This window comes from Rhodococcus sp. WY5 (genome assembly GCF_018588185.1).
In the GTDB taxonomy this organism is placed as follows: Bacteria; Actinomycetota; Actinomycetes; order Mycobacteriales; family Mycobacteriaceae; genus Rhodococcus_F; species Rhodococcus_F qingshengii.
The window spans coordinates 2,993,824-3,012,721 of the sequence record NZ_JAAMPR010000001.1; the positions used below are offsets into that span (position 1 = coordinate 2,993,824).

The window sequence follows — 18,898 nt, forward strand, 5'->3', positions numbered from 1 at the left end:
GCTGGGGACCATGAGTGAGCAACGCAGCAAGGCCGACAACATCAGCTGGCAGGGTTTCTCCACGAAAGCGGTGCATGCGGGTTACGAACCCGATCCGCTGACCGGTGCGGTCAACGTGCCGATCTACGCGAGTTCCACCTTCGCCCAGGACGGCGTCGGTGGAATGCGCAGTGGCTTCGAGTACGCGCGAACGGGTAACCCCACCCGTCGCCCACTCGAGGCGAACCTCGCAGCGCTCGAATCCGGAACCTACGGCCGAGCGTTCAGTTCGGGAATGGCGGCCACCGACTGCCTGCTCCGTTCGGTACTTCGACCGGGCGATCACCTGGTCATCCCCGACGACGCGTACGGCGGAACCTTCCGCCTCATCGACAAGGTCTTCACGCAGTGGGGGATCGAGTACACCCCGGCTCCGGTGTCCGACGTCGATGCGGTGCGCGCGGCGATGAAGTCCAACACCAAGCTGGTCTGGGTCGAGACGCCCACGAACCCGCTGCTCAATATCGGTGACATCGAGCTCCTTGCCGAGGTCGCCCACGAGGGCAACGCAAAGATCGTGGTGGACAACACCTTCGCCTCGCCGTACCTGCAGCAGCCGCTGCAGCTCGGTGCCGACATCGCGCTGCACTCCACGACCAAGTACATCGGCGGACACTCCGACGTGGTCGGTGGCGCTCTCGTCTGCAACGACGAAGAACTGGACACCGCGTTTGCCTTCCTGCAGAACGGATCCGGCGGCGTTCCCGGCCCGTTCGACGCGTTCCTGACGTTGCGCGGAATCAAGACACTGGCGCTGCGCATGGAGCGTCACAGCGACAACGCGGAGAAGGTCGTCGAATTGCTCGACGGTCACCCCGCGGTTGCCAGCGTCATCTATCCGGGACTGGCTTCGCATCCGTCGCACAAGGTCGCGGCCAAGCAGATGCGACGCTTCGGCGGCATGATCTCCGTCCGCCTCAAGGGCGGCAAGGCGGCGGCTCTCGACCTGTGCTCGCGCACCGAGATCTTCACGCTGGCAGAATCTCTCGGCGGAGTCGAATCCCTCATCGAATTCCCCGGTGCGATGACCCACGCCTCGACGGCCGGTTCCGCTCTCGAGGTTCCCGACGATCTGGTTCGCCTGTCGGTCGGCATCGAAGACGCCTCCGATCTGGTCGGCGACATCGAGCAAGCGCTGTCCTGATCTTCGCTCTACAGTAATTCGACTTCGAATCTGCAGTGCGCCTTCACACCTCACGAGGGTGTGGAGGCGCACTTTCTGGAGGCATGCGTGAATCTCGAACAGATAAAGGCTGCACAGCAACTGCTCGCCCCGGTCATGCGACGCACCCCGGTCGTAGCCTCGCGAGTGTTGTCCGAAACCACCGGCTTCGCCGTGAGCTTGAAATGTGAAAATCTGCAGCGCACCGGCTCTTTCAAACCGCGCGGTGCGTACAACCGCATTGCCAATCTTTCCGCAGAGGAACGGGCAGCGGGCGTGGTGGCGGCCAGTGCCGGTAACCATGCGCAGGGAGTTGCCTGGTCTGCAACAGAATTGGGAATCAAGTCGACCGTCTTCATGCCGACGGGTGCGCCGCTGCCGAAGTTGGTGGCCACCAAGGCATATGGAGCTCAGGTCCACCTGCACGGTTCGACTGTCGACGAAGCGCTCGTGGCCGCTCGCGAATTCGCGGACCGAACCGGAGCAGTTCTGGTCCACCCCTTCGACCACGAGGACGTCGTGGCGGGGCAGGGGACTGTGGGGCTCGAAATCCTCGAGCAACTGCCTGAGGTCGGCACGATCCTCGTCCCCACCGGCGGCGGCGGGTTGATCGCCGGAGTGGCCGCAGCCGTCAAAGCTGTGCGCCCGCAGGTCCGCATCGTCGGAGTGCAAGCCGAGACCGCGGCTGCCTGGCCGGCGTCGTTGGCAGCCGGGAAGCCGACCGCCTTGGCGTCGATGTCCACGATGGCAGACGGTATCGCCGTTGGCTGCCCGGGCGAGGTTCCGTTCGCCGAAGTTGCCGCCCATGTCGACGCCGTGGTGACGGTCAGCGAGGAAGCGCTGTCCAAAGCGCTCCTGCTGTGCCTCGAACGCGCCAAGCTCATCGTCGAACCGGCCGGCGTCGCGGCCGTCGCGGCCTTGATGACCTGTACTCCGGAGGAGCTGGGACTGACAGGGCCGGTGTGCGCCGTGCTTTCCGGCGGCAACATCGATCCGCTACTTCTCACGCACGTCATCTCGCACGGTCTGCGAGCGGCCGGACGGTTCCTCGGCGTTCACATCACCATCGACGATCGGCCGGGCGCACTGGTCTCGTTGCTCGAAGTGGTTCGAGCGAACGGCGCCAGCGTGGTCGATGTCATCCATTCCCGTACCGGTGGCGAACTTGCACTCGACGAAGTGGAAGTCTTCCTCACCGTCGAGACGCGTGGTCCGGACAACAAGGCGGAACTTCTGACGGCCTTCGACCGCGCCGGTTACGCAGTACGACTGCAGAACTGAGGCGAGTTACTCGTCAGGCCAGCCGCCCAGAACCGTCACGCGGTACTCCTGGTCGACCAGCCTGGCGGGTACGTCGAGTTGATGTAGCCAGTCGATGGCCGAACCGCCCATGCCGACCGCAACCCGACTGAATGCGGCGGCCTGGGCGCAGGAGGATGCAATCACCGACACCGTGCGCCACATCGGCGTCGCCGTCGATTCGCGGTGCAGTGGCTTGACGGTGCTGGCCGTGGCGATCCCGCAGTCGGACGGAAGTGCTACCTGGCAGGTCGGGTCGCCGGGCAGGTCTTGCACCTGAATCTGCCAGCCGTCTTCCGGCGTCGGGCCGGCAACCGCGATGTCCCCGCCGAGGCCGACCAGCACGCCACACCCGAGAAGAGTCGCAGTGGACGCGGCACAGTGGTCCGCTGAACTGGCGCGGGCCGTCGCGGACAGATCGAGAACGACGTCGTCCGGGCTGTACACGCGGTTGTTCTCGACGCGAATCTTCCACCAGGAGTGAGGGTCTGCCGACCCGGCCGTCGGCGTGAGTTTGCCGTCGGTCAGTCGTGCGACAGCCAACGCGTCTTCGAGGAAGTGCGCGAACATCGGGGTCACGGCGACGCCGTCGACGTTGCTCGCGGCGCTGACATAGGTACGAATCTCGGAGTCGGCACGATCTCGATTGGTGGCGGCGTCGGCAGCGGTGAGGTACCCGCGAACCAGGCTGGCCGCGGAGGGAAGGACTTCAGGGTCGGTGACGACGACCCGGGCCTGAACCCCCCACGTAAGCCACTCGGAGGCCGAGCGCGGAGTACTCACGAACCGTTGGAGACGGCGTCCGGGGTTCCGAATCCGGCGACCACGACGGGCCGCTTCGCTACGGGATTCTTGGTGTGAGAAGCCGACGTGTCCGGTGCGAGTGCCGTGGCAGTGGGAGAAGAAACGAGTGAAAGTCCGCCGCTTGCGAGTGCTCCCGCCACAGCCGTGGCTGCGAGGGCGAGGCGAACGGGTCGATACACCGTAGTGCGTCCCCGGGCGGGTCGTGGCCGATCGTCGCTCATGGACTCAGCTTGCACGCCGAACCTGAGAAAAGCCTTGGCGTCTGTAGTCATTTGCGTAACGCCCGCCGAGATAAATGAGACATTGGTTACAGGAGTCGCGAGACTGAGCCGTGTCGAATGCATGTTCGAAAGAGTAGATGTTCGCACCGACAAGTTTCGGGTACGACCACGTACGTGGATTTTCAGAGGTTTATCGGAGGTTCGGATGGCAGTCGGTGTCCTGGCGATCGCTGTGTCGATCGGCACCGCACTGGGCGTGATGAGTGGAACTCTCGGAGCGCCCGCACAAGTCGAGAAGAACGAGTCTTCGAATGCTGCAGTCTCACTTGCAGCCTGGAACGGACCGGCACGAACTCAGGACACACCTGAGGGAATCGTGCCTTCCGTACCCTCCAACTTTCCGGGAGCGACATTGGCGCCCGTGGGAGCGGTGGCAGTGTTCGCGCCGTGGATCAAAAAGGCCGGTGCTCTGTGCTCGGAGATCACGCCCGCGGTGATCGCCTCGCTGTACTCGGTCGAGAACGGATTCAAGTACGGACCCGATACCGACATCTCACCGGAAGGTGGGCGCGGGCCTGGCCGCTTCACCACCGCAGCGTGGACGGCATACGGCAAGGACGGTGACGGCGACGGAAAGATGGACATCCTGGGCGTTGCCGATCCGGTGATGACAACCGGATACCGGTTGTGCGATCTCGTGAAGCAAGCGCAGTCCTGGCAGAAGTCCGGTGAGGTCGAGGGCGATACCGTCGACCTCGCGCTCGCTGCCTACGACGTCGGGCCGGACGCAGTTCGCGAAGCGGGCGGCGTTCCGGCAGACAAGTCGGGCGAGGTTCCTGCGGAGCAGGCGGTCGCCGCTCCGTTCGTCGCCCAGATCAAATCGTTGCAGGACTCGTTCGCCCTGATGCTTGCGCCCTTCGACTACAACAACCTCGCCGCAGCGGTGGGCGGCGTCGTCGAGGCCGGTCTGAAGTTTCTCGGATTGCCGTACGTGTGGGGTGGCGGAAACATCAACGGGCCGTCGATGGGCGGGTTCGACTGCTCGGGGCTGACGTCGTACGCGATCCACGCGGCCACCGGGGTGACTCTGCCCCGGACCTCGGAGACGCAGTGGGGTGTCGGCGTCGAGATCCCGCTGGATCAGGCGCAGCCCGGTGACCTGTTGTTCGGCAACTGGCAGGCAGGCGGCCCCGGCCACGTGGCGATCTACGTCGGCAACGGTCAGATGCTTCACGCACCCACGTTCGGCGACGTGGTGAAGGTCGGCCCGATCTTCGCCGGCATGAAGGCTCGCCGCGTGGTGTGAGTGGGCAGGAAACAGCGAGCGCCGACAGAGCAAGAAGCGCCACCCGACCGAGTCGGGTGGCGCTTCTTTTCAGAGCTGGTACAGCCGATCAGCTGTGGTAAGGCTCCGCGCTCAGCAGCGTGACCTTCATGGTGCTGCCGTTGGGCAGGTTGTACTCACGCGTGTCGCCGACCTTGGCTTCGAGCAGCGCGCCGCCCAGCGGTGAGTTCGGCGAGTAGACCTCGAGCTTGGCGTCACGTGCGCCTTCTTCGCGGGTAGCGATCAGGAACGTCTCGGTGTCACTCTCGTCGCCGTCGTAGTAGACCTTGACTACGGATCCGGGCAGTGCGACACCGGACTGAGTGGGGGCCTCGCCGACCTTTGCGCTGTTCAGCAGCTCCTGGAGCTGGCGAATGCGGGCTTCCTGCTGACCCTGCTCTTCGCGGGCAGCGTGGTAGCCGCCGTTCTCTTTCAGGTCACCCTCTTCGCGACGCTCGTTGATCTCGGCGGCGATGACCGGGCGATTGGCGATGAGCTGGTCGAGTTCGTTCTTGAGCCTGTCATGTGATTCCTGGGTAAGCCAGGTCACCTGGGTCTCGGTCATCTCGATCACTCCCTAGTAGTCGGAGCCGGGGGCTCCCTCGACGATCGCTGCAACAGCAGCGAACAACGACACAGAAGCACCACCAGGGATGCAACCTTGCCGTCAAACCTTGCGTCAATGCAGCAATACACGGTTCCACCCGGAACCGTGTATCGGGCAATTCTATCACGCATGACTACCCGCCCTGTCCGGCGTCAAACGTCCGGCAGGGTGGGTGCGTCCCGAGGTCAGCTCTTGGTCAGGTACTCCGGAACGTCGAAGCTGCAGCCGTAGACGTCGGCCATGCCTGGCGGCTGGGACGTCTTGACCTCGGTGTTGAACTCGAGGGTCTGATGTTCCGACGACGGGACGTAGACCTCACGTCGACCGGTTTCGGAGCCGTCCTTCGAGCGTGCGCGCACGATGCACATCGCTTCACGCGACGAGTCGTCGCGTGTGACGGTGAAACGGATCTTCACCGTGGAGTCGTTGGCGATGTCGAACGAGATGGTCTCGGTCTCGATTTCCTTGACCGCAAATTTTCCGTACGCGTAGTACGCGATTCCGCCGCCTACGACGATGACGAGAGCGGTCAGAGCCCACACCATCCACTTGCGGGGACTGCCCGTGCGAGTTGTGCTCGGGTACCGATCTTGGGGAAGCGGTTTGCTCATCACTCTGCTCTCGAAGACTCGAGTTCGCGTGTCGTGCAGCAACTGACTGTGTCCCGCCGGATTACCGAAGGGGTCACGGCTGCGCCAGGAACTCTCGGGTGGAACTATAGAGGACGTATCCCGTCGCGCCGTCGGTAGGTTTGTCGGCAGTCGGTACGTTTGACGGCAACGGCCCGGAGTAATCCGAGCGGTGCACAGCGTGTGATTCGAAGACTGCCGGTGACGGCTACAGGTGAACTGCCGGTGACGGCTACAGGTGAACTGCCGGCAACGGCTACAGGTGAAGTTGAGGTGAACGAACACGTGAGCGGATTCCGGCTCATGGCCGTCCATGCCCATCCCGACGACGAGTCGAGCAAGGGTGCGGCCACCACCGCCCGTTATGCAGCCGAAGGCCACGAAGTGATGGTCCTGACGCTCACCGGGGGTGAGCGTGGCGACATTCTCAACCCGGCCATGGACGTTCCCGGTGTCCGCGATCGAATCAGCGAAGTTCGCCAGGAGGAGATGGCCGAGGCCGCTCGCATCCTGGGCGTGAAGCAGCGCTGGCTCGGTTTCGTCGATTCCGGGCTTCCCGAGGGCGACCCTCTTCCGCCGCTGCCCGAAGGGTGCTTCGCCCTCGTTCCGCTCGAAGAGTCGACGCGCGCTCTGGTCAAGGTGATTCGCGAGTTCCGTCCCCACGTCGTCACGACGTACGACGAGAACGGCGGATACCCGCACCCGGATCACATCCGGTGCCACGAGGTGACGATGGCAGCCTACGAAGCCGCCGCCGATCCCGAGTACTTCCCCGAGGACGGTCAGCCGTGGGAAATCAAGAAGGTCTACTACTCGCACGGATTCATCCGTAAGCGCCTCGAACTCTTCCAGGAGGAGTACGAGCGTCGCGGTGAGCCGTTCCCGATGGCGGACTGGCTCAAGAAGTGGAAGACCGAACGCGGCGACATGATGGTCCGGGTGACCACTCAGGTCACGTGCGGCGACTACTTTCCCCAGCGTGACGATGCTCTGCGCGCACACGCGACGCAGATCGATCCCAACGGTTCGTTCTTCGCTGTGCCGCTCGACATTCAGCAGAAGATCTGGCCCACCGAGGAATTCGAGCTCGCCAAGACGCGGGTCACCACGTCCATTCCGGAAACCGACCTGTTCGCAGGTCTCGAAGAGGACGCTCAGAAGTGAATGCTCTGTCCGCCGAGGTAGTTCTCGGCACCACACAATTTCTTGCTCAGACCCCGAGTAATCCATCCGGCCCGGAGTTCGGAAAGTCCTCTCCGGTCGGCCTGCTGGTGATTCTTGCGCTGCTCATCGGTGTGATCCTCCTGGTTCGGTCGATGAACCGCCAGCTCAAGAAGCTGCCGGAGACGTTCGAACCGGATCATCCCGAACTCGATCAGCAGGCAGACGAAGGCACCGACCGGGGAGCTATCACTGCTCCGAGCCCGGCGGAACCCAACGTCTCTACCGAGAAGAAGCCCAAGCAAGAATCCTGAGACGAACGAGGTAGCGGCGATGGACCCACGGATGCGGAACAACCTGGGTGGGTCCTCGAGCCCTTACCTGCGTCAGCACGCCGACAATCCGGTCCACTGGCAACAGTGGGGCGAAGAAGCGATGGAGTGGGCGCGCGAGCGCAACGTGCCGATTCTCCTCTCGATCGGATACTCGGCGTGCCACTGGTGCCACGTCATGGCGCACGAGTCGTTCGAGAACGACGAGATCGCGGCCGTCATGAACGCGAACTTCGTCTGTGTGAAGGTGGACCGAGAAGAACGTCCCGACATCGACGCCGTCTACATGAATGCGACGGTTGCGATGACCGGCCAGGGCGGCTGGCCCATGACCTGTTTCCTGACTCCCGACGGTTCACCGTTCTACTGCGGCACGTACTACCCGCCGACGCCTCGCGGCGGAATGCCTTCGTTCACACAGCTTCTCGAAGCGATAGTCGACACCTTCACGAATCGGCGCGACGAGGTCGACAACGCGGCGCAGTCGATCGTCACGGAACTTCAGCGCGCGTCGGGCGGGATTCCGTACGGCGGAGCACCCATCGACGCCGAGCTGCTGAACGCGGCGGGCCGGTCGATCCTCGGCGACGAGGACGTCCCGCGCGGGGGATTCGGCGGGGCACCGAAGTTTCCACCGTCGGCACTACTGGAGGGGCTGCTCCGACAGTACGAGCGAACGGGTTCGGGCGAGATCCTCGGCGGCATCGAGCGCACCGCCGAAGCAATGGCACGTGGCGGGATCTACGACCAGTTGGGTGGCGGTTTCTCGCGGTACTCGGTCGATGCCGAGTGGGTGGTTCCGCACTTCGAGAAGATGCTCTACGACAATGCGCTGCTCCTGCGGTTCTACGCGCACTGGGCGCGGCGCACCGGATCGGACCTCGCCACTCGCGTCACCGAGGAGACCGCAAGGTTCCTGCTCTCCGATCTGCTGACCGAGAACGGTTGCTTCGCTTCGGCTCTCGATGCCGACACCGACGGCGTCGAAGGCCTCACGTACGTATGGACGCCGACGCAGCTGGTCGAGATTCTCGGCGCGGAGGACGGGCAGTGGGCGTCGGAGTTGTTCCGGGTCACCGATACCGGAACCTTCGAAGAGGGTGCGTCGGTACTGCAGTTGCTCCGTGACCCCGACGACTGGTCGCGCTGGCAGACGGTCTCCGACGCTCTACGCGCCGTCCGGGCTCAGCGTCCACAGCCCGGCCGCGACGACAAGGTGGTGACGGCCTGGAATGGGCTGACCGTCACAGCCTTGACGGAAGCCGGACTTGCCCTGGACCGACCCGACTGGATCACCGCGGCGGCCGAGTGCGCAGGCGCTCTTCTCGACCTTCACCTGGTGGACGGTCACTTGCGTCGCGCTTCCCTCGGCGGGGCTGTCGGCGCCCCGACGGGCGTGCTCGAGGATTACGCAATGTTGGCCACCGGCCTCCTGGCTCTATACCAGGCAACGGGATTGGCGCGGTGGCTCGATGCGGCGCAGCAGTTGCTCGACGTCACTGTCGACCACTTCGCTGATCCGGCCGAGCCGGGAAGCTGGTTCGACACGGCCGATTTCGCGGAGTCGCTCGTGACTCGGCCCCGAGACCCGTTGGACGGCGCGACGCCGTCCGGTGCGTCGAGCGTCGCGGAGGCTCTGTTGACCGCAGCGGCGTCGACCGATGCCGAGCGCTCTTCTCGTTACGCCCAGGCCGCGGCGGACGCGCTGGCGAGGGCCACGCTGCCGCTCGAGCGTGCGCCTCGCTCGGCGGGGCACTGGCTCGCGGTGGCGGAAGCGTCGTTGCGTGGTCCGATACAGGTGGCCGTCGTCGGGGAAGGTTCGCTGTTGGCCTATGCCCGGCTGCTTGCCCCGGGTGGTGCAGTGGTTGTCGGCGGAGCGCCGGATTCTTCACCGCTGCTTGCAGATCGACCCCTCGTCGACGGAGGTGAAGCCGCGTACATCTGTCGGGGATTCGTGTGTGATCGGCCGGTGACGACGGTGGTGGAACTGGCGAGTCAGTTGAACACGACGAGCCATACCGCGATGTAGTGGCAGATCGCTGCGACGACCGTCGCGGCGTGGAAGAACTCGTGATGCCCGAACGTCGTGGGCCACGGGTTTGGCCATTTCGTCGCGTACAGAATTGCGCCGACGCTGTAGAAGATTCCGCCGACGAGCAGCAGCACCATCGGCGCCACACCGACCTGGTGCGTCAGTTCACCGACCACGGGAACGATCGCCCAACCGAGGAGCAGGTAGAGCGGGACTCCCACCCATTTCGGGGCGGTGGGCCAGAGCATCTTGAGTGCGACGCCGGCGAGCGCGCCTGCCCACACGATCGCGAGGATGATCTTGCCGGTGTGAGTCGGGAGGCCGAGCATGGCGAACGGTGTGTAGCTGCCGGCGATGAAGAGAAAGATCATCGAATGGTCCGCACGCTTCATCCACGTACGGCCCTTGACCGTCTGCCACTGGATGCGGTGATACGTCGCACTGATGCCGAAGAGGCCGCAGATCGTGACGCTGTAGATCGCGGTTGCCCAAGCCGCTTTGGCGCCGACCTGAGCGCCGGCTACGGAGACGAGAACGATGCCCGCGACGACGGAGACACCGAGCGCCCACAGATGGATCCAACCGCGCATGCGTGGTTTGACCGGAAGCTCGTCGAGCCCGAATGCCGTCATGTGCAACCCCTCTCGTTCCGTACTGTTGCGAACCGCGTAACCTACGGTACCGTAGGTTACGCATCAGTAGCATAACCTACCTGCGGGTTTTCGACGCGTACAAAAAGCGTGACGGCGCTCGCATGTGGCTGTCACTGCCGGGCGTAGTCTTTGACACCATGGTGATGTCACGGTGAATCTGCGCGGACTGCTGTACAGCATCTACGAGCGACGACTCCTCAGTCATCTCGACGGTCTCGCGCACCCACGGCACGTAGCCGTGATGTGTGACGGAAATCGGCGATGGGCTCGCGAGAACGGCTTCACCGATGTCAGTCACGGGCACCGCATGGGCGCGCTCAAAATTGCCGAATTGCTCGAGTGGTGCGACGCCGCCGGAATCGAGATGGCAACCATCTACCTGCTCTCGACCGAGAACCTGCGCCGCGAGCCGGAAGAGCTCGACACCCTCCTCGAAATCATCACCGACGTCGTCGAAGAGATCTCCGGGCCCGGCAAGAACTGGAGTGTGCAGATCGTCGGTGCTCTCGATCTTCTGCCTCCCGAGCAGTCCAGGCGCTTGCGGGAAGCGGCGGCGGGGACGAGCGGCCGAACCGGGACACATGTCAACGTCGCGATCGGATACGGCGGGCGTCAGGAGATCGCCGACGCCGTCCAATCGCTCCTGCGCGACAAGATCGGTGCGGGTCTGAGCGGCGACGAACTGATCCAGGCCGTCACGGTCGACGGCATCGACGGGCATCTGTACACGTCGGGACAGCCCGATCCGGATCTGGTGATCCGCACCTCCGGCGAGCAGCGGCTCTCCGGATTCCTGTTGTGGCAGAGCGCCTATTCGGAGATCTGGTTCACCGAGGCGTACTGGCCCGAGTTCCGTCGAGTCGACTTTCTTCGAGCCTTGCGTGATTACGCGGCGCGCCACCGCCGGTTCGGCGCCTGAGCCGTCTCAGAGCTTGCGCAGTCGCAGCCGGTTGATCGTGTGATCGGCGTCCTTGCGCAGCACCAGGGTTGCGCGGGGGCGGGTGGGGAGAATGTTCTCCACCAGGTTCGGGTGGTTGATCGAGTTCCAGATCTCCTTCGCCGCGATGGTCGCGTCACGGTCGGAGAGGCCGGAGTAGTGGTGAAAGTGAGCGTTCGGATCGGCGAACGACGTGTTGCGTAGCGCGAGGAACCGCTGGATGTACCAGGCTTCGATGTCCTCGATGCGGGCGTCGACGTAGATCGAGAAGTCGAACAGATCGGAGACCATCAGACGCGGGCCGGTCTGCAGGACGTTGAGGCCCTCGATGATGAGGATGTCGGGCTGGCGGATCAGGTGGTACTGGCCCGGGATGATGTCGTACGACGTGTGCGAATAGACCGGCGCCGCTACCTCTTCCGCCCCGGACTTGACTTCGGTGACGAAGCGCAACAGCTTGCGGCGATCGTAGCTTTCGGGAAAACCCTTGCGGTGCATGATGCCCCGACGCTGGAGTTCCCTGGTCGGATAGAGGAATCCGTCCGTGGTGACGAGGTCGACGCGCGGATGGTGATCCCAGCGGGCCAGGAGAGCTTGCAGCACACGAGCAGTCGTGGATTTTCCGACCGCGACCGAACCGGCGACACCGATGACGAAGGGCACCTGACGATCGGGATGCTTCTCGCCGAGGAAGGTCGCGGTGGCCGCGAACAGTCGTTGGCGTGCCGCCACCTGCAGGTGGATCAGACGTGCGAGGGGGAGATAAACCTCGGCAACTTCTTCGAGATCGATCTGCTCGCCGAGACCACGCAGGCCGTACAACTCGTCCTCGGTCAACACCAGTGGCGTCGACTTACGCAGTGTTCGCCACTGCTTGCGGTCGAACTCGACGTAGGGACTCGATTCGTTGGTGCGCGCCATCAGCCCAGCTCACCGGCATGTAGTGAACCCGGGGCCCGGCGGACGAAACAGCTATGCGAGCAAGCCAGGCGCGTGTGCGCACGATCCGAGTGCATAGTCGGATTGTGCTCGGTGCCACGTCCGGGACTTTCGCCGGGTGGCATTCCGGAGCGAGCGACTAGGCTCGGTGGTTATGGATCCAGACACACTTGTTCGCCAATACCTGCTGCTCGGACTGGGTTTCGACCGTCTCGAAGACGGGTTCGTCGATGCGTTCACCGGTGACCCGGTGCTGCGTAAGCAGATCGAGAGCGCCCCGAAGCCCGATCCGCGTGAACTTGCCCGCACGGCACGTGAATTGCGGGGCGAGTTGGCCGGAAGTGGTCTGAATGCCGAACGCTCCCACTTCGTCGACGTGCACCTTCGCGCCCTGGAATGCTCCGGGCGCAAGTTCGCGGGTGAGGACATCGGCTTCGTGGACGAGGTCGAGGCGTACTTCGACGTCCGAATCGAAAAGGGAAACGAGGACGCCTACAGCGACGCTCACCGGTTGATGGGTGAAGTTCTGCCCGGTCCGGGACCGTTGGCCGAGCGGGTGCAGGCCCATCGCAAGGCCGACGAGATCCCCGCGGCGAAACTGAACGAATGCGTCGAGGCAATGTCGAGTGCGCTGCGCGATCTGGTCCGCGGCACGTTCGGGCTTCCCGCGTCGGAAACCGTCGAATACGAAGTGGTGGGGGACAAGCCGTGGTCCGGCTTCAACTACTACCTCGGTGACTACCGCTCCAAGGTTGCGATCAATTCGGATCTGCCGCAGTTCATGGCCAACCTGCCGCGGCTGATCGCGCACGAGTCCTACCCCGGCCATCACACCGAGCATTGCCGTAAGGAAGCCGGTCTGGTCGGTTCGGGCCAGCTCGAGCAGACACTGTTCCTGGTCAACACGCCGCAGTGCATCATGGCCGAAGGCCTCGCGGATTTGGCGCTGGAAGCGATTGTCGGCCCGGACTGGGGTTTGTGGGCGCAGGACATCTACGCCGATCTCGGCTTGTCTTTCGACGGGGAAAAGGCGCAACGGCTCTCCGCCGCGTCGGGGCAACTGCTGAGTGTCCGGCAGGATGCGGCGCTGATGTTGCACGACGAGGGGCGCAGCCTCGACGACGTGGCGCTGTTCCTCGAACGGTGGTCGCTGTCGACGCCGGAACGCGCTCGCCAATCGCTCAAGTTCCTGTCTTCGCCGCTGTGGCGGGCATACACCAGCACGTATGTCGAGGGATACCGGCTGCTCGGGGGCTGGCTGGACGAGGTGCCGGTGGGCGCGGAGCGCACCGAACGCTTCCGCAGGCTGCTCGACGAGCCGCTGGTCCCCAGCTCTCTGCGTGCTGCCTAGTGCCGGGTGGAGACGGCGGGAGCGAACTTCGTAGACTGGACGCATTCGTTTCCGCATCCAGCTTGGAGATTCCTCGATGACCGCTGTGCCCGGCTCCGACGTCAACTCTGCATCACTCGCCGAACTCGACCCCGAAGTCGCCGAGGCGATGGCTGGTGAATTGGCTCGTCAGCGCGACACGCTCGAGATGATCGCGTCGGAGAACTTCGTTCCCCGCTCGGTTCTGCAGGCTCAGGGCAGCGTCCTGACCAACAAGTACGCCGAGGGCTACCCGGGACGTCGTTACTACGGCGGTTGCGAGCACGTCGACGTCATCGAGGATCTGGCGCGCAACCGTGCGAAGGAACTCTTCGGTGCAGAGTTCGCGAACGTTCAGCCGCACTCGGGCGCACAGGCCAACGCTGCTGTTCTGATGGCACTGATGAACCCGGGTGAGAAGCTGCTCGGCCTCGACCTTGCACACGGCGGTCACCTCACGCACGGCATGAAGCTCAACTTCTCCGGCAAGTTGTACGACGTCGCGTCCTACGGCGTCAGCAAGGAAGATCACCGCATCGACATGGACGAGGTGCGCTCGATCGCCCTCGCCGAGAAGCCGAAGGTCATCGTTGCCGGCTGGTCCGCGTACCCGCGTCAGCAGGACTTCGCGGCGTTCCGTGCGATCGCCGACGAGGTCGGGGCGTACCTGTGGGTGGACATGGCTCACTTCGCCGGACTGGTTGCGGCAGGCTTGCACCCGTCGCCCGTCCCGTACGCAGACGTCGTCTCCTCGACCGTCCACAAGACCCTCGGTGGTCCGCGTTCGGGCCTGATCCTGGCGAAGAAAGAGTGGGCCAAGAAGCTCAACTCCGCTGTCTTCCCCGGTCAGCAGGGTGGACCGCTCATGCACGCCATCGCGGCCAAGGCAGTCACCTTCAAGATCGCTGCCGGTGAAGAGTTCAAGGATCGTCAGGCACGCACCCTTTCCGGTGCGCGCATCCTTGCCGAGCGTCTGGGCAACAAGGACGTCGCAGACCAGGGCATCAGCGTCCTGACCGGCGGCACAGACGTCCACCTCGTGCTCGTGGACCTGCGTAACTCGCAGCTCGACGGCCAGCAGGGTGAGGACCTTCTGCACGAAATCGGCATCACGGTCAACCGCAACGCTGTTCCGTTCGATCCCCGCCCGCCAATGACCACCTCCGGTCTGCGTATCGGTACCGCAGCGTTGGCCACTCGCGGATTCGGCGATGCCGAGTTCACCGAGGTCGCCGACATCATCGGTACCGCTCTGGCCGGCAACGCGGATCTGCCGGCGCTGCGTGCGCGCGTCGCCAAGCTCGCCCTCGACCTTCCGCTGTACGACGGTCTCGAGAACTGGGGCCTGCTCAGCAAGAACGTCTAGGAATTCCTTCACCGACGGCCCGGTCCCTTTTTAGGGGCCGGGCCGCTGGTTTTTTGCCAGTCGCGGATTGTGGCATCGGTCACATGACCGATGGTGGCCGAGTTCGGTGCTTCCTAGCCTGAGAGCATCACCCCTCCGGCGAAGGAAACCCCATGACCGAACAGAATCTGCATTGGCTCTCCGCTACCGAGATGGCGGCGTCGGTCGCGTCGAACAGTCTCTCGCCCAACGAGATTGCCGAAGCGATGATCCAGCGCGTCGACGCCGTCAATCCGTCGATCAACGCGATAGTGCAGTTCGATCGCGAGCAGGTGACGCGCGATGCGGCCGAACTCTCACGGCAACAGGAAGCGGGCGAGAAGCTCGGCCCGCTGCACGGCGTTCCGTTCACGATCAAAGATCTGACGGCAGTCGACGGGCTGCCGACCACGTTCGGGATGAAGCCGATGGCCGACAACATCGCGACGGGAAATGCCGTCGTCGTGGACAGGCTGCGAGGCGCCGGCGGACTGTTCCTGGGAAAGACGAACACTCCCGAAAGTGGTTACTACGGTGGCACGGACAACCACCTGTACGGGCCGACGCACAACCCGTGGAAGCTCGGCAACAGCGCGGGCGGGTCCAGCGGCGGTGCGTCGGCTGCCGTGGCTGCAGGCCTCGGGCCACTTGCCGAGGGCAGTGACGGCGCCGGATCGGTGCGTATCCCGTCGGCACTCTGCGGGGTCGTCGGGCTCAAACCGACCACCGGCGTCATTCCGCAGACCATTCTGGCCGGGCGGTTCTACAACTGGGCGTACCACGGTCCGATCACCAGGACCGTCGCCGACAACGCGCTCATGCTCGACATCATGGCCGGGCCGGACAATGCGGATCCGCTCTCGATCGAGCGTGCGGAGACCTCGTACGTCGAAGCGGCGAAGGGTGACGTGAAGGGGCTTCGCGTCGCGTGGTCGACGAATCTCGGTCTCGGCCATGTTGATCCGGAGGTGCTGGCGGTGTGTCTCGACGCGTTGTCGGCATTCGAGGAATTGGGTGCCCGGATCACCGAGGCGACCCCGCAGTGGGGAAATCCGTCGGAGTCGATGTGGAACGGCATCTGGGTTCCCGGTTTCGCTTCCGAATACGACTTGCTCGACTGGGAGAACCAGCGCGGCGAGGTCGACGACAACCTGATCGAGATCATGCACGAGGCCGAGCGGCTCACCGGTGTCGACGTCGGGCGGGCCGACGCATTCCGCGGCGTCATGTGGGACACGTGGACCGCGTTCATGAACGACTACGACGTGTTGGTCTCGCCGACCTTGGCTTCGGCCACGTTCCCGCTCGGTCAGTTCGCGCCGTCGTGGCTCGAGGGTGCGTCGCTGCGTGAGCAGTTGCTCGATTGGCTCTTCACCTACCCGTACAACATGCTCAACAATCCGGCGATCACCGTGCCCGCCGGATTCACCGCCGACGGTCGACCGGTGGGGCTGCAGATCGCCGCACGTCACCGCCGGGACGCACTGGTCCTGCGGACTGCCGCGAACTTCGAAGCGGCACGTCCGTGGGCGGACAAGAAGCCGGCCGATTCACTGGTCGTGGCCTAGCTCACACGATTGGTTAGATTGGTGTGATGACGTCTGTACTGCCTGATCGCGGCGCTGGACCTGACATGTTCGCGCCGCGATCGCCGGCGGCCGGGGCGTACGGCATTCTCGGCCTGTGCGCCGAAGAACTCCGCGCACGTGGACTCGCGTACTCGGCTGCGGCTGTCACGTACCGAGACCCGTCGAGCGGAAGGCATCGGGCTCTGGCGAGTTCCGGATACGACGACAGGGTGCTCGAGTTCCTGCTCGACGACTTCGTCGCCGATCGCAATCTCTTCGGCATCATTCGCGAGGCTTCGGGCGTGCCCGTGTTCTGGCAGGACGTGCCACGATTCGAGCAGGTCGAGATGGTCACCGATGTTCTGCGGCCGTCCGGGTACGCCGAGGGTGCCTCGGTCGCATTGGGGTTCTCCGGCCGTGAGGTGACCGGATTGCTGCACATGAGCTTCGCGGATTCCGGCGTCGTCGATCGCGTACGGGAGGTGGTGGCGGCGTCCAGCGCAGCCTGCTCGCGCGTCGTGGGGGACCAGGTGGCGCTCGATCGTGTCCATCTGAGCCCACGGGAGATTCAAGTACTGCAATTGGTGGCCAGGGGCGCGGGCAATGTCGAGATCGCCGAGGAGTTGTTCGTCAGCCGTCGCACCGTCGCCACCCATCTCGAGAACATCTTCGTCAAGACCGGAACCAATTCGCGGGTTCAGGCAGCGGTGCGCGCCGCCAAGTGGGGTCTGATCGAGTCCTGAGTGACGCTGAATCACACGAGTGGCATTTTGTTACCTGGCGTTCACCAGATGTGCGGCTCGTTCCGTGGCGCGAGTGTCCGATCCGCAGTACCGTCGGCAGTAACGAGTAACCAGAAGTTACTTGTGCGGGAGGTTCTGATCGTGACTGAAACACTCAGTACGAGAGGGCCGGCGCCCGGCCCTTGTTTCAGCTGACACAGCGTCACCTGACACCAGAGCCGTCCGGCCCAGCGAGCTGAGTTTGCGCGGGTGCCGCGCAGACCTAGGAGCCCAACGTGACTGCATCACGCTCCGTCTCTGCCCACTCGGCCCGGGCTGATCAATCAGCCGGGAATCATTCGGGAGATGCACTTCGCACGTACGTCTTGGATACCTCGGTACTACTGTCCGATCCATGGGCTGTCACTCGATTCGCCGAACACCACGTGGTACTGCCACTCGTCGTGATCAGCGAACTCGAAGGCAAACGGCACCACCACGAACTGGGATGGTTCGCCCGAGAATCGCTCCGCATGCTCGACGATCTCCGGATCGAATACAGCCGCCTCGACCGTCCGGTACCGATCGGCACCGAGAACGGGACACTGCAGGTCGAACTCAATCACACCGACCCTGCGGTCTTACCCGTCGGATTCCGCACGGACAGTAACGATTCGAGGATTCTGGCGTGCGCGCTGAACCTTGCGGCGGAGGGCAAGGACGTAGTCCTCGTCAGTAAGGACATTCCGCTTCGTGTGAAGGCAGGCGCGGTGGGACTACCTGCCGACGAGTACCACGCTCACGACGTCGTGCCATCCGGATGGACGGGCATGACCGAGCTGGACGTCGCCTCGACGGACATCGACGAGCTGTTCAACGAGGGTTACCTGGACCTCGACGAAGCGCGAGATCTGCCGTGTCACACGGGTCTTCGCCTGCTCGGTGGTTCGTCGAGCGCCCTCGGTCGGGTGACTCCCGACAAGCGCATCCAGTTGGTGCGCGGTGAGCGCGAGGCGTTCGGGTTGCACGGCCGCTCCGCCGAGCAGCGCATTGCGCTCGATCTCCTCATGGACGAGAGCATCGGCATCATCTCTCTCGGTGGTAAGGCGGGCACCGGTAAGTCGGCCTTGGCTCTGACAGCAGGTTTGGAAGCCGTTCTCGAGCGCCGCACTCAGCGCAAGGTTGTCGTCTTCCGTCCGTTGTATGCCGTTGGCGGACAAGAACTCGGCTACCTTCCCGGTAGTGAGAGCGAGAAGATGGGCCCGTGGGCTCAGGCCGTTTTCGACACTCTCGACGGGTTGGCCTCGCCAGAGGTTCTCGAAGAGGTTCTCGCCCGCGGAATGCTGGAAGTGTTGCCGCTGACGCACATTCGCGGTCGGTCGCTGCACGATTCGTTCGTGATCGTCGACGAAGCGCAGTCGCTCGAACGAAATGTTCTGCTGACAGTGCTTTCTCGTCTGGGAACCGGCTCGCGAGTGGTCCTCACGCACGACGTCGCGCAGCGTGACAACCTGCGAGTGGGCAGGCACGACGGAGTTGCGGCCGTCATCGAAAAGCTCAAGGGGCACCCGCTTTTTGCGCACATCACACTCACGCGCAGTGAGCGTTCGCCGATCGCCGAGTTGGTGACCGACATGCTCGAGGAGTTCGGCCCCACTTCCTGAGAAGTGATCTCCCCGTGCGGACTTCGGTCTGCACGGGGAGATGCCTGGGTTT

At 64.1% G+C, this 18,898-nt stretch carries 18 protein-coding genes; 12 read left to right on the forward strand and 6 right to left on the reverse strand.

Features of this window, described 5'->3' with window-relative positions; genetic code table 11:
• Positions 1-10 precede the first annotated feature (10 nt).
• Together G4D79_RS14075 and ilvA are read left to right on the forward strand one after the other, a co-directional pair.
• A complete protein-coding gene (locus G4D79_RS14075; RefSeq protein WP_007728802.1) occupies positions 11-1,183 on the forward strand; it encodes a cystathionine gamma-synthase in 1,173 nt (390 codons plus the stop codon).
• A 135-nt stretch (positions 1,184-1,318) separates the two neighbouring features.
• The gene (ilvA, locus tag G4D79_RS14080; RefSeq protein ID WP_223304414.1) at positions 1,319-2,482 is read left to right on the forward strand and encodes a threonine ammonia-lyase; all 1,164 of its coding nucleotides are present in this window, start codon (positions 1,319-1,321) and stop codon (positions 2,480-2,482) included.
• 6 nt (positions 2,483-2,488) lie between these two features.
• Here ilvA and G4D79_RS14085 read toward each other — a convergent pair whose 3' ends face one another.
• Both G4D79_RS14085 and G4D79_RS14090 read right to left on the reverse strand, forming a co-directional pair.
• Positions 2,489-3,283 (reverse strand): FAD:protein FMN transferase, encoded by a 795-nt coding sequence (locus tag G4D79_RS14085; RefSeq protein WP_099698619.1) that lies wholly within the window; start codon positions 3,281-3,283, stop codon positions 2,489-2,491.
• Positions 3,280-3,525 (reverse strand): hypothetical protein, encoded by a 246-nt coding sequence (locus G4D79_RS14090; protein ID WP_153211881.1) that lies wholly within the window; start codon positions 3,523-3,525, stop codon positions 3,280-3,282. The genes G4D79_RS14085 and G4D79_RS14090 overlap by 4 nt, the downstream gene beginning before the upstream one ends.
• A 205-nt stretch (positions 3,526-3,730) precedes the next feature.
• Between G4D79_RS14090 and G4D79_RS14095 the strand changes: the two genes are divergently transcribed.
• Positions 3,731-4,831: a bifunctional lysozyme/C40 family peptidase gene (locus G4D79_RS14095; RefSeq protein WP_003943296.1), complete on the forward strand. Its 1,101-nt coding sequence runs from the start codon at positions 3,731-3,733 to the stop codon at positions 4,829-4,831.
• Positions 4,832-4,919: 88 nt separating this feature from the next.
• Here G4D79_RS14095 and greA read toward each other — a convergent pair whose 3' ends face one another.
• Together greA and G4D79_RS14105 are read right to left on the reverse strand one after the other, a co-directional pair.
• A complete protein-coding gene (greA, locus tag G4D79_RS14100; protein WP_007726385.1) occupies positions 4,920-5,414 on the reverse strand; it encodes a transcription elongation factor GreA in 495 nt (164 codons plus the stop codon).
• Positions 5,415-5,641: 227 nt separating this feature from the next.
• Complete coding sequence (locus G4D79_RS14105) at positions 5,642-6,067, reverse strand: DUF4307 domain-containing protein (protein WP_007726384.1); 426 nt, start codon at positions 6,065-6,067, stop codon at positions 5,642-5,644.
• A gap of 303 nt (positions 6,068-6,370) precedes the next feature.
• Between G4D79_RS14105 and mca the strand changes: the two genes are divergently transcribed.
• Genes mca through G4D79_RS14120 form a run of 3 tightly spaced genes read left to right on the forward strand, consistent with a single transcriptional unit; the run spans position 6,371 to position 9,607 of the window.
• The gene (mca, locus tag G4D79_RS14110) at positions 6,371-7,249 is read left to right on the forward strand and encodes a mycothiol conjugate amidase Mca (protein WP_007726383.1); all 879 of its coding nucleotides are present in this window, start codon (positions 6,371-6,373) and stop codon (positions 7,247-7,249) included.
• The gene (locus tag G4D79_RS14115; protein ID WP_007726381.1) at positions 7,246-7,560 is read left to right on the forward strand and encodes a hypothetical protein; all 315 of its coding nucleotides are present in this window, start codon (positions 7,246-7,248) and stop codon (positions 7,558-7,560) included. The genes mca and G4D79_RS14115 overlap by 4 nt, the downstream gene beginning before the upstream one ends.
• Before the next feature lie 19 nt (positions 7,561-7,579).
• Entirely contained in the window at positions 7,580-9,607 is a 2,028-nt protein-coding gene (locus tag G4D79_RS14120) for a thioredoxin domain-containing protein (RefSeq protein ID WP_099698618.1), read from the forward strand.
• Here G4D79_RS14120 and G4D79_RS14125 read toward each other — a convergent pair.
• Entirely contained in the window at positions 9,574-10,242 is a 669-nt protein-coding gene (locus G4D79_RS14125; protein WP_003945269.1) for a hemolysin III family protein, read from the reverse strand. The genes G4D79_RS14120 and G4D79_RS14125 overlap by 34 nt on opposite strands.
• Positions 10,243-10,414: 172 nt before the next feature.
• Here G4D79_RS14125 and G4D79_RS14130 point away from each other — a divergent pair, with 172 nt between their 5' ends.
• Positions 10,415-11,182 (forward strand): isoprenyl transferase, encoded by a 768-nt coding sequence (locus tag G4D79_RS14130; protein ID WP_003945211.1) that lies wholly within the window; start codon positions 10,415-10,417, stop codon positions 11,180-11,182.
• 6 nt (positions 11,183-11,188) lie between these two features.
• On the opposite strand, the gene coaA is transcribed toward G4D79_RS14130, so the two are convergent.
• Positions 11,189-12,121 (reverse strand): type I pantothenate kinase, encoded by a 933-nt coding sequence (gene coaA / locus G4D79_RS14135; protein ID WP_003945270.1) that lies wholly within the window; start codon positions 12,119-12,121, stop codon positions 11,189-11,191.
• 172 nt (positions 12,122-12,293) lie between these two features.
• Between coaA and G4D79_RS14140 the strand changes: the two genes are divergently transcribed.
• The 5 genes from G4D79_RS14140 to G4D79_RS14160 all read left to right on the forward strand — a co-directional run bounded on the left by G4D79_RS14140 (position 12,294) and on the right by G4D79_RS14160 (position 18,846).
• Positions 12,294-13,490, forward strand: a complete 1,197-nt coding sequence (locus tag G4D79_RS14140) for a DUF885 domain-containing protein (RefSeq protein ID WP_099698616.1) — start codon at positions 12,294-12,296, stop codon at positions 13,488-13,490.
• A gap of 76 nt (positions 13,491-13,566) precedes the next feature.
• Positions 13,567-14,874 (forward strand): serine hydroxymethyltransferase, encoded by a 1,308-nt coding sequence (gene glyA / locus G4D79_RS14145; protein WP_003945195.1) that lies wholly within the window; start codon positions 13,567-13,569, stop codon positions 14,872-14,874.
• Positions 14,875-15,026: 152 nt separating this feature from the next.
• Positions 15,027-16,460: an amidase gene (locus tag G4D79_RS14150; RefSeq protein ID WP_099698615.1), complete on the forward strand. Its 1,434-nt coding sequence runs from the start codon at positions 15,027-15,029 to the stop codon at positions 16,458-16,460.
• Positions 16,461-16,486: 26 nt separating this feature from the next.
• A complete protein-coding gene (locus G4D79_RS14155) occupies positions 16,487-17,203 on the forward strand; it encodes a helix-turn-helix transcriptional regulator (protein ID WP_081558179.1) in 717 nt (238 codons plus the stop codon).
• Positions 17,204-17,478: 275 nt separating this feature from the next.
• Positions 17,479-18,846, forward strand: a complete 1,368-nt coding sequence (locus G4D79_RS14160) for a PhoH family protein (RefSeq protein ID WP_099698614.1) — start codon at positions 17,479-17,481, stop codon at positions 18,844-18,846.
• Positions 18,847-18,898: the final 52 nt, after the last annotated feature.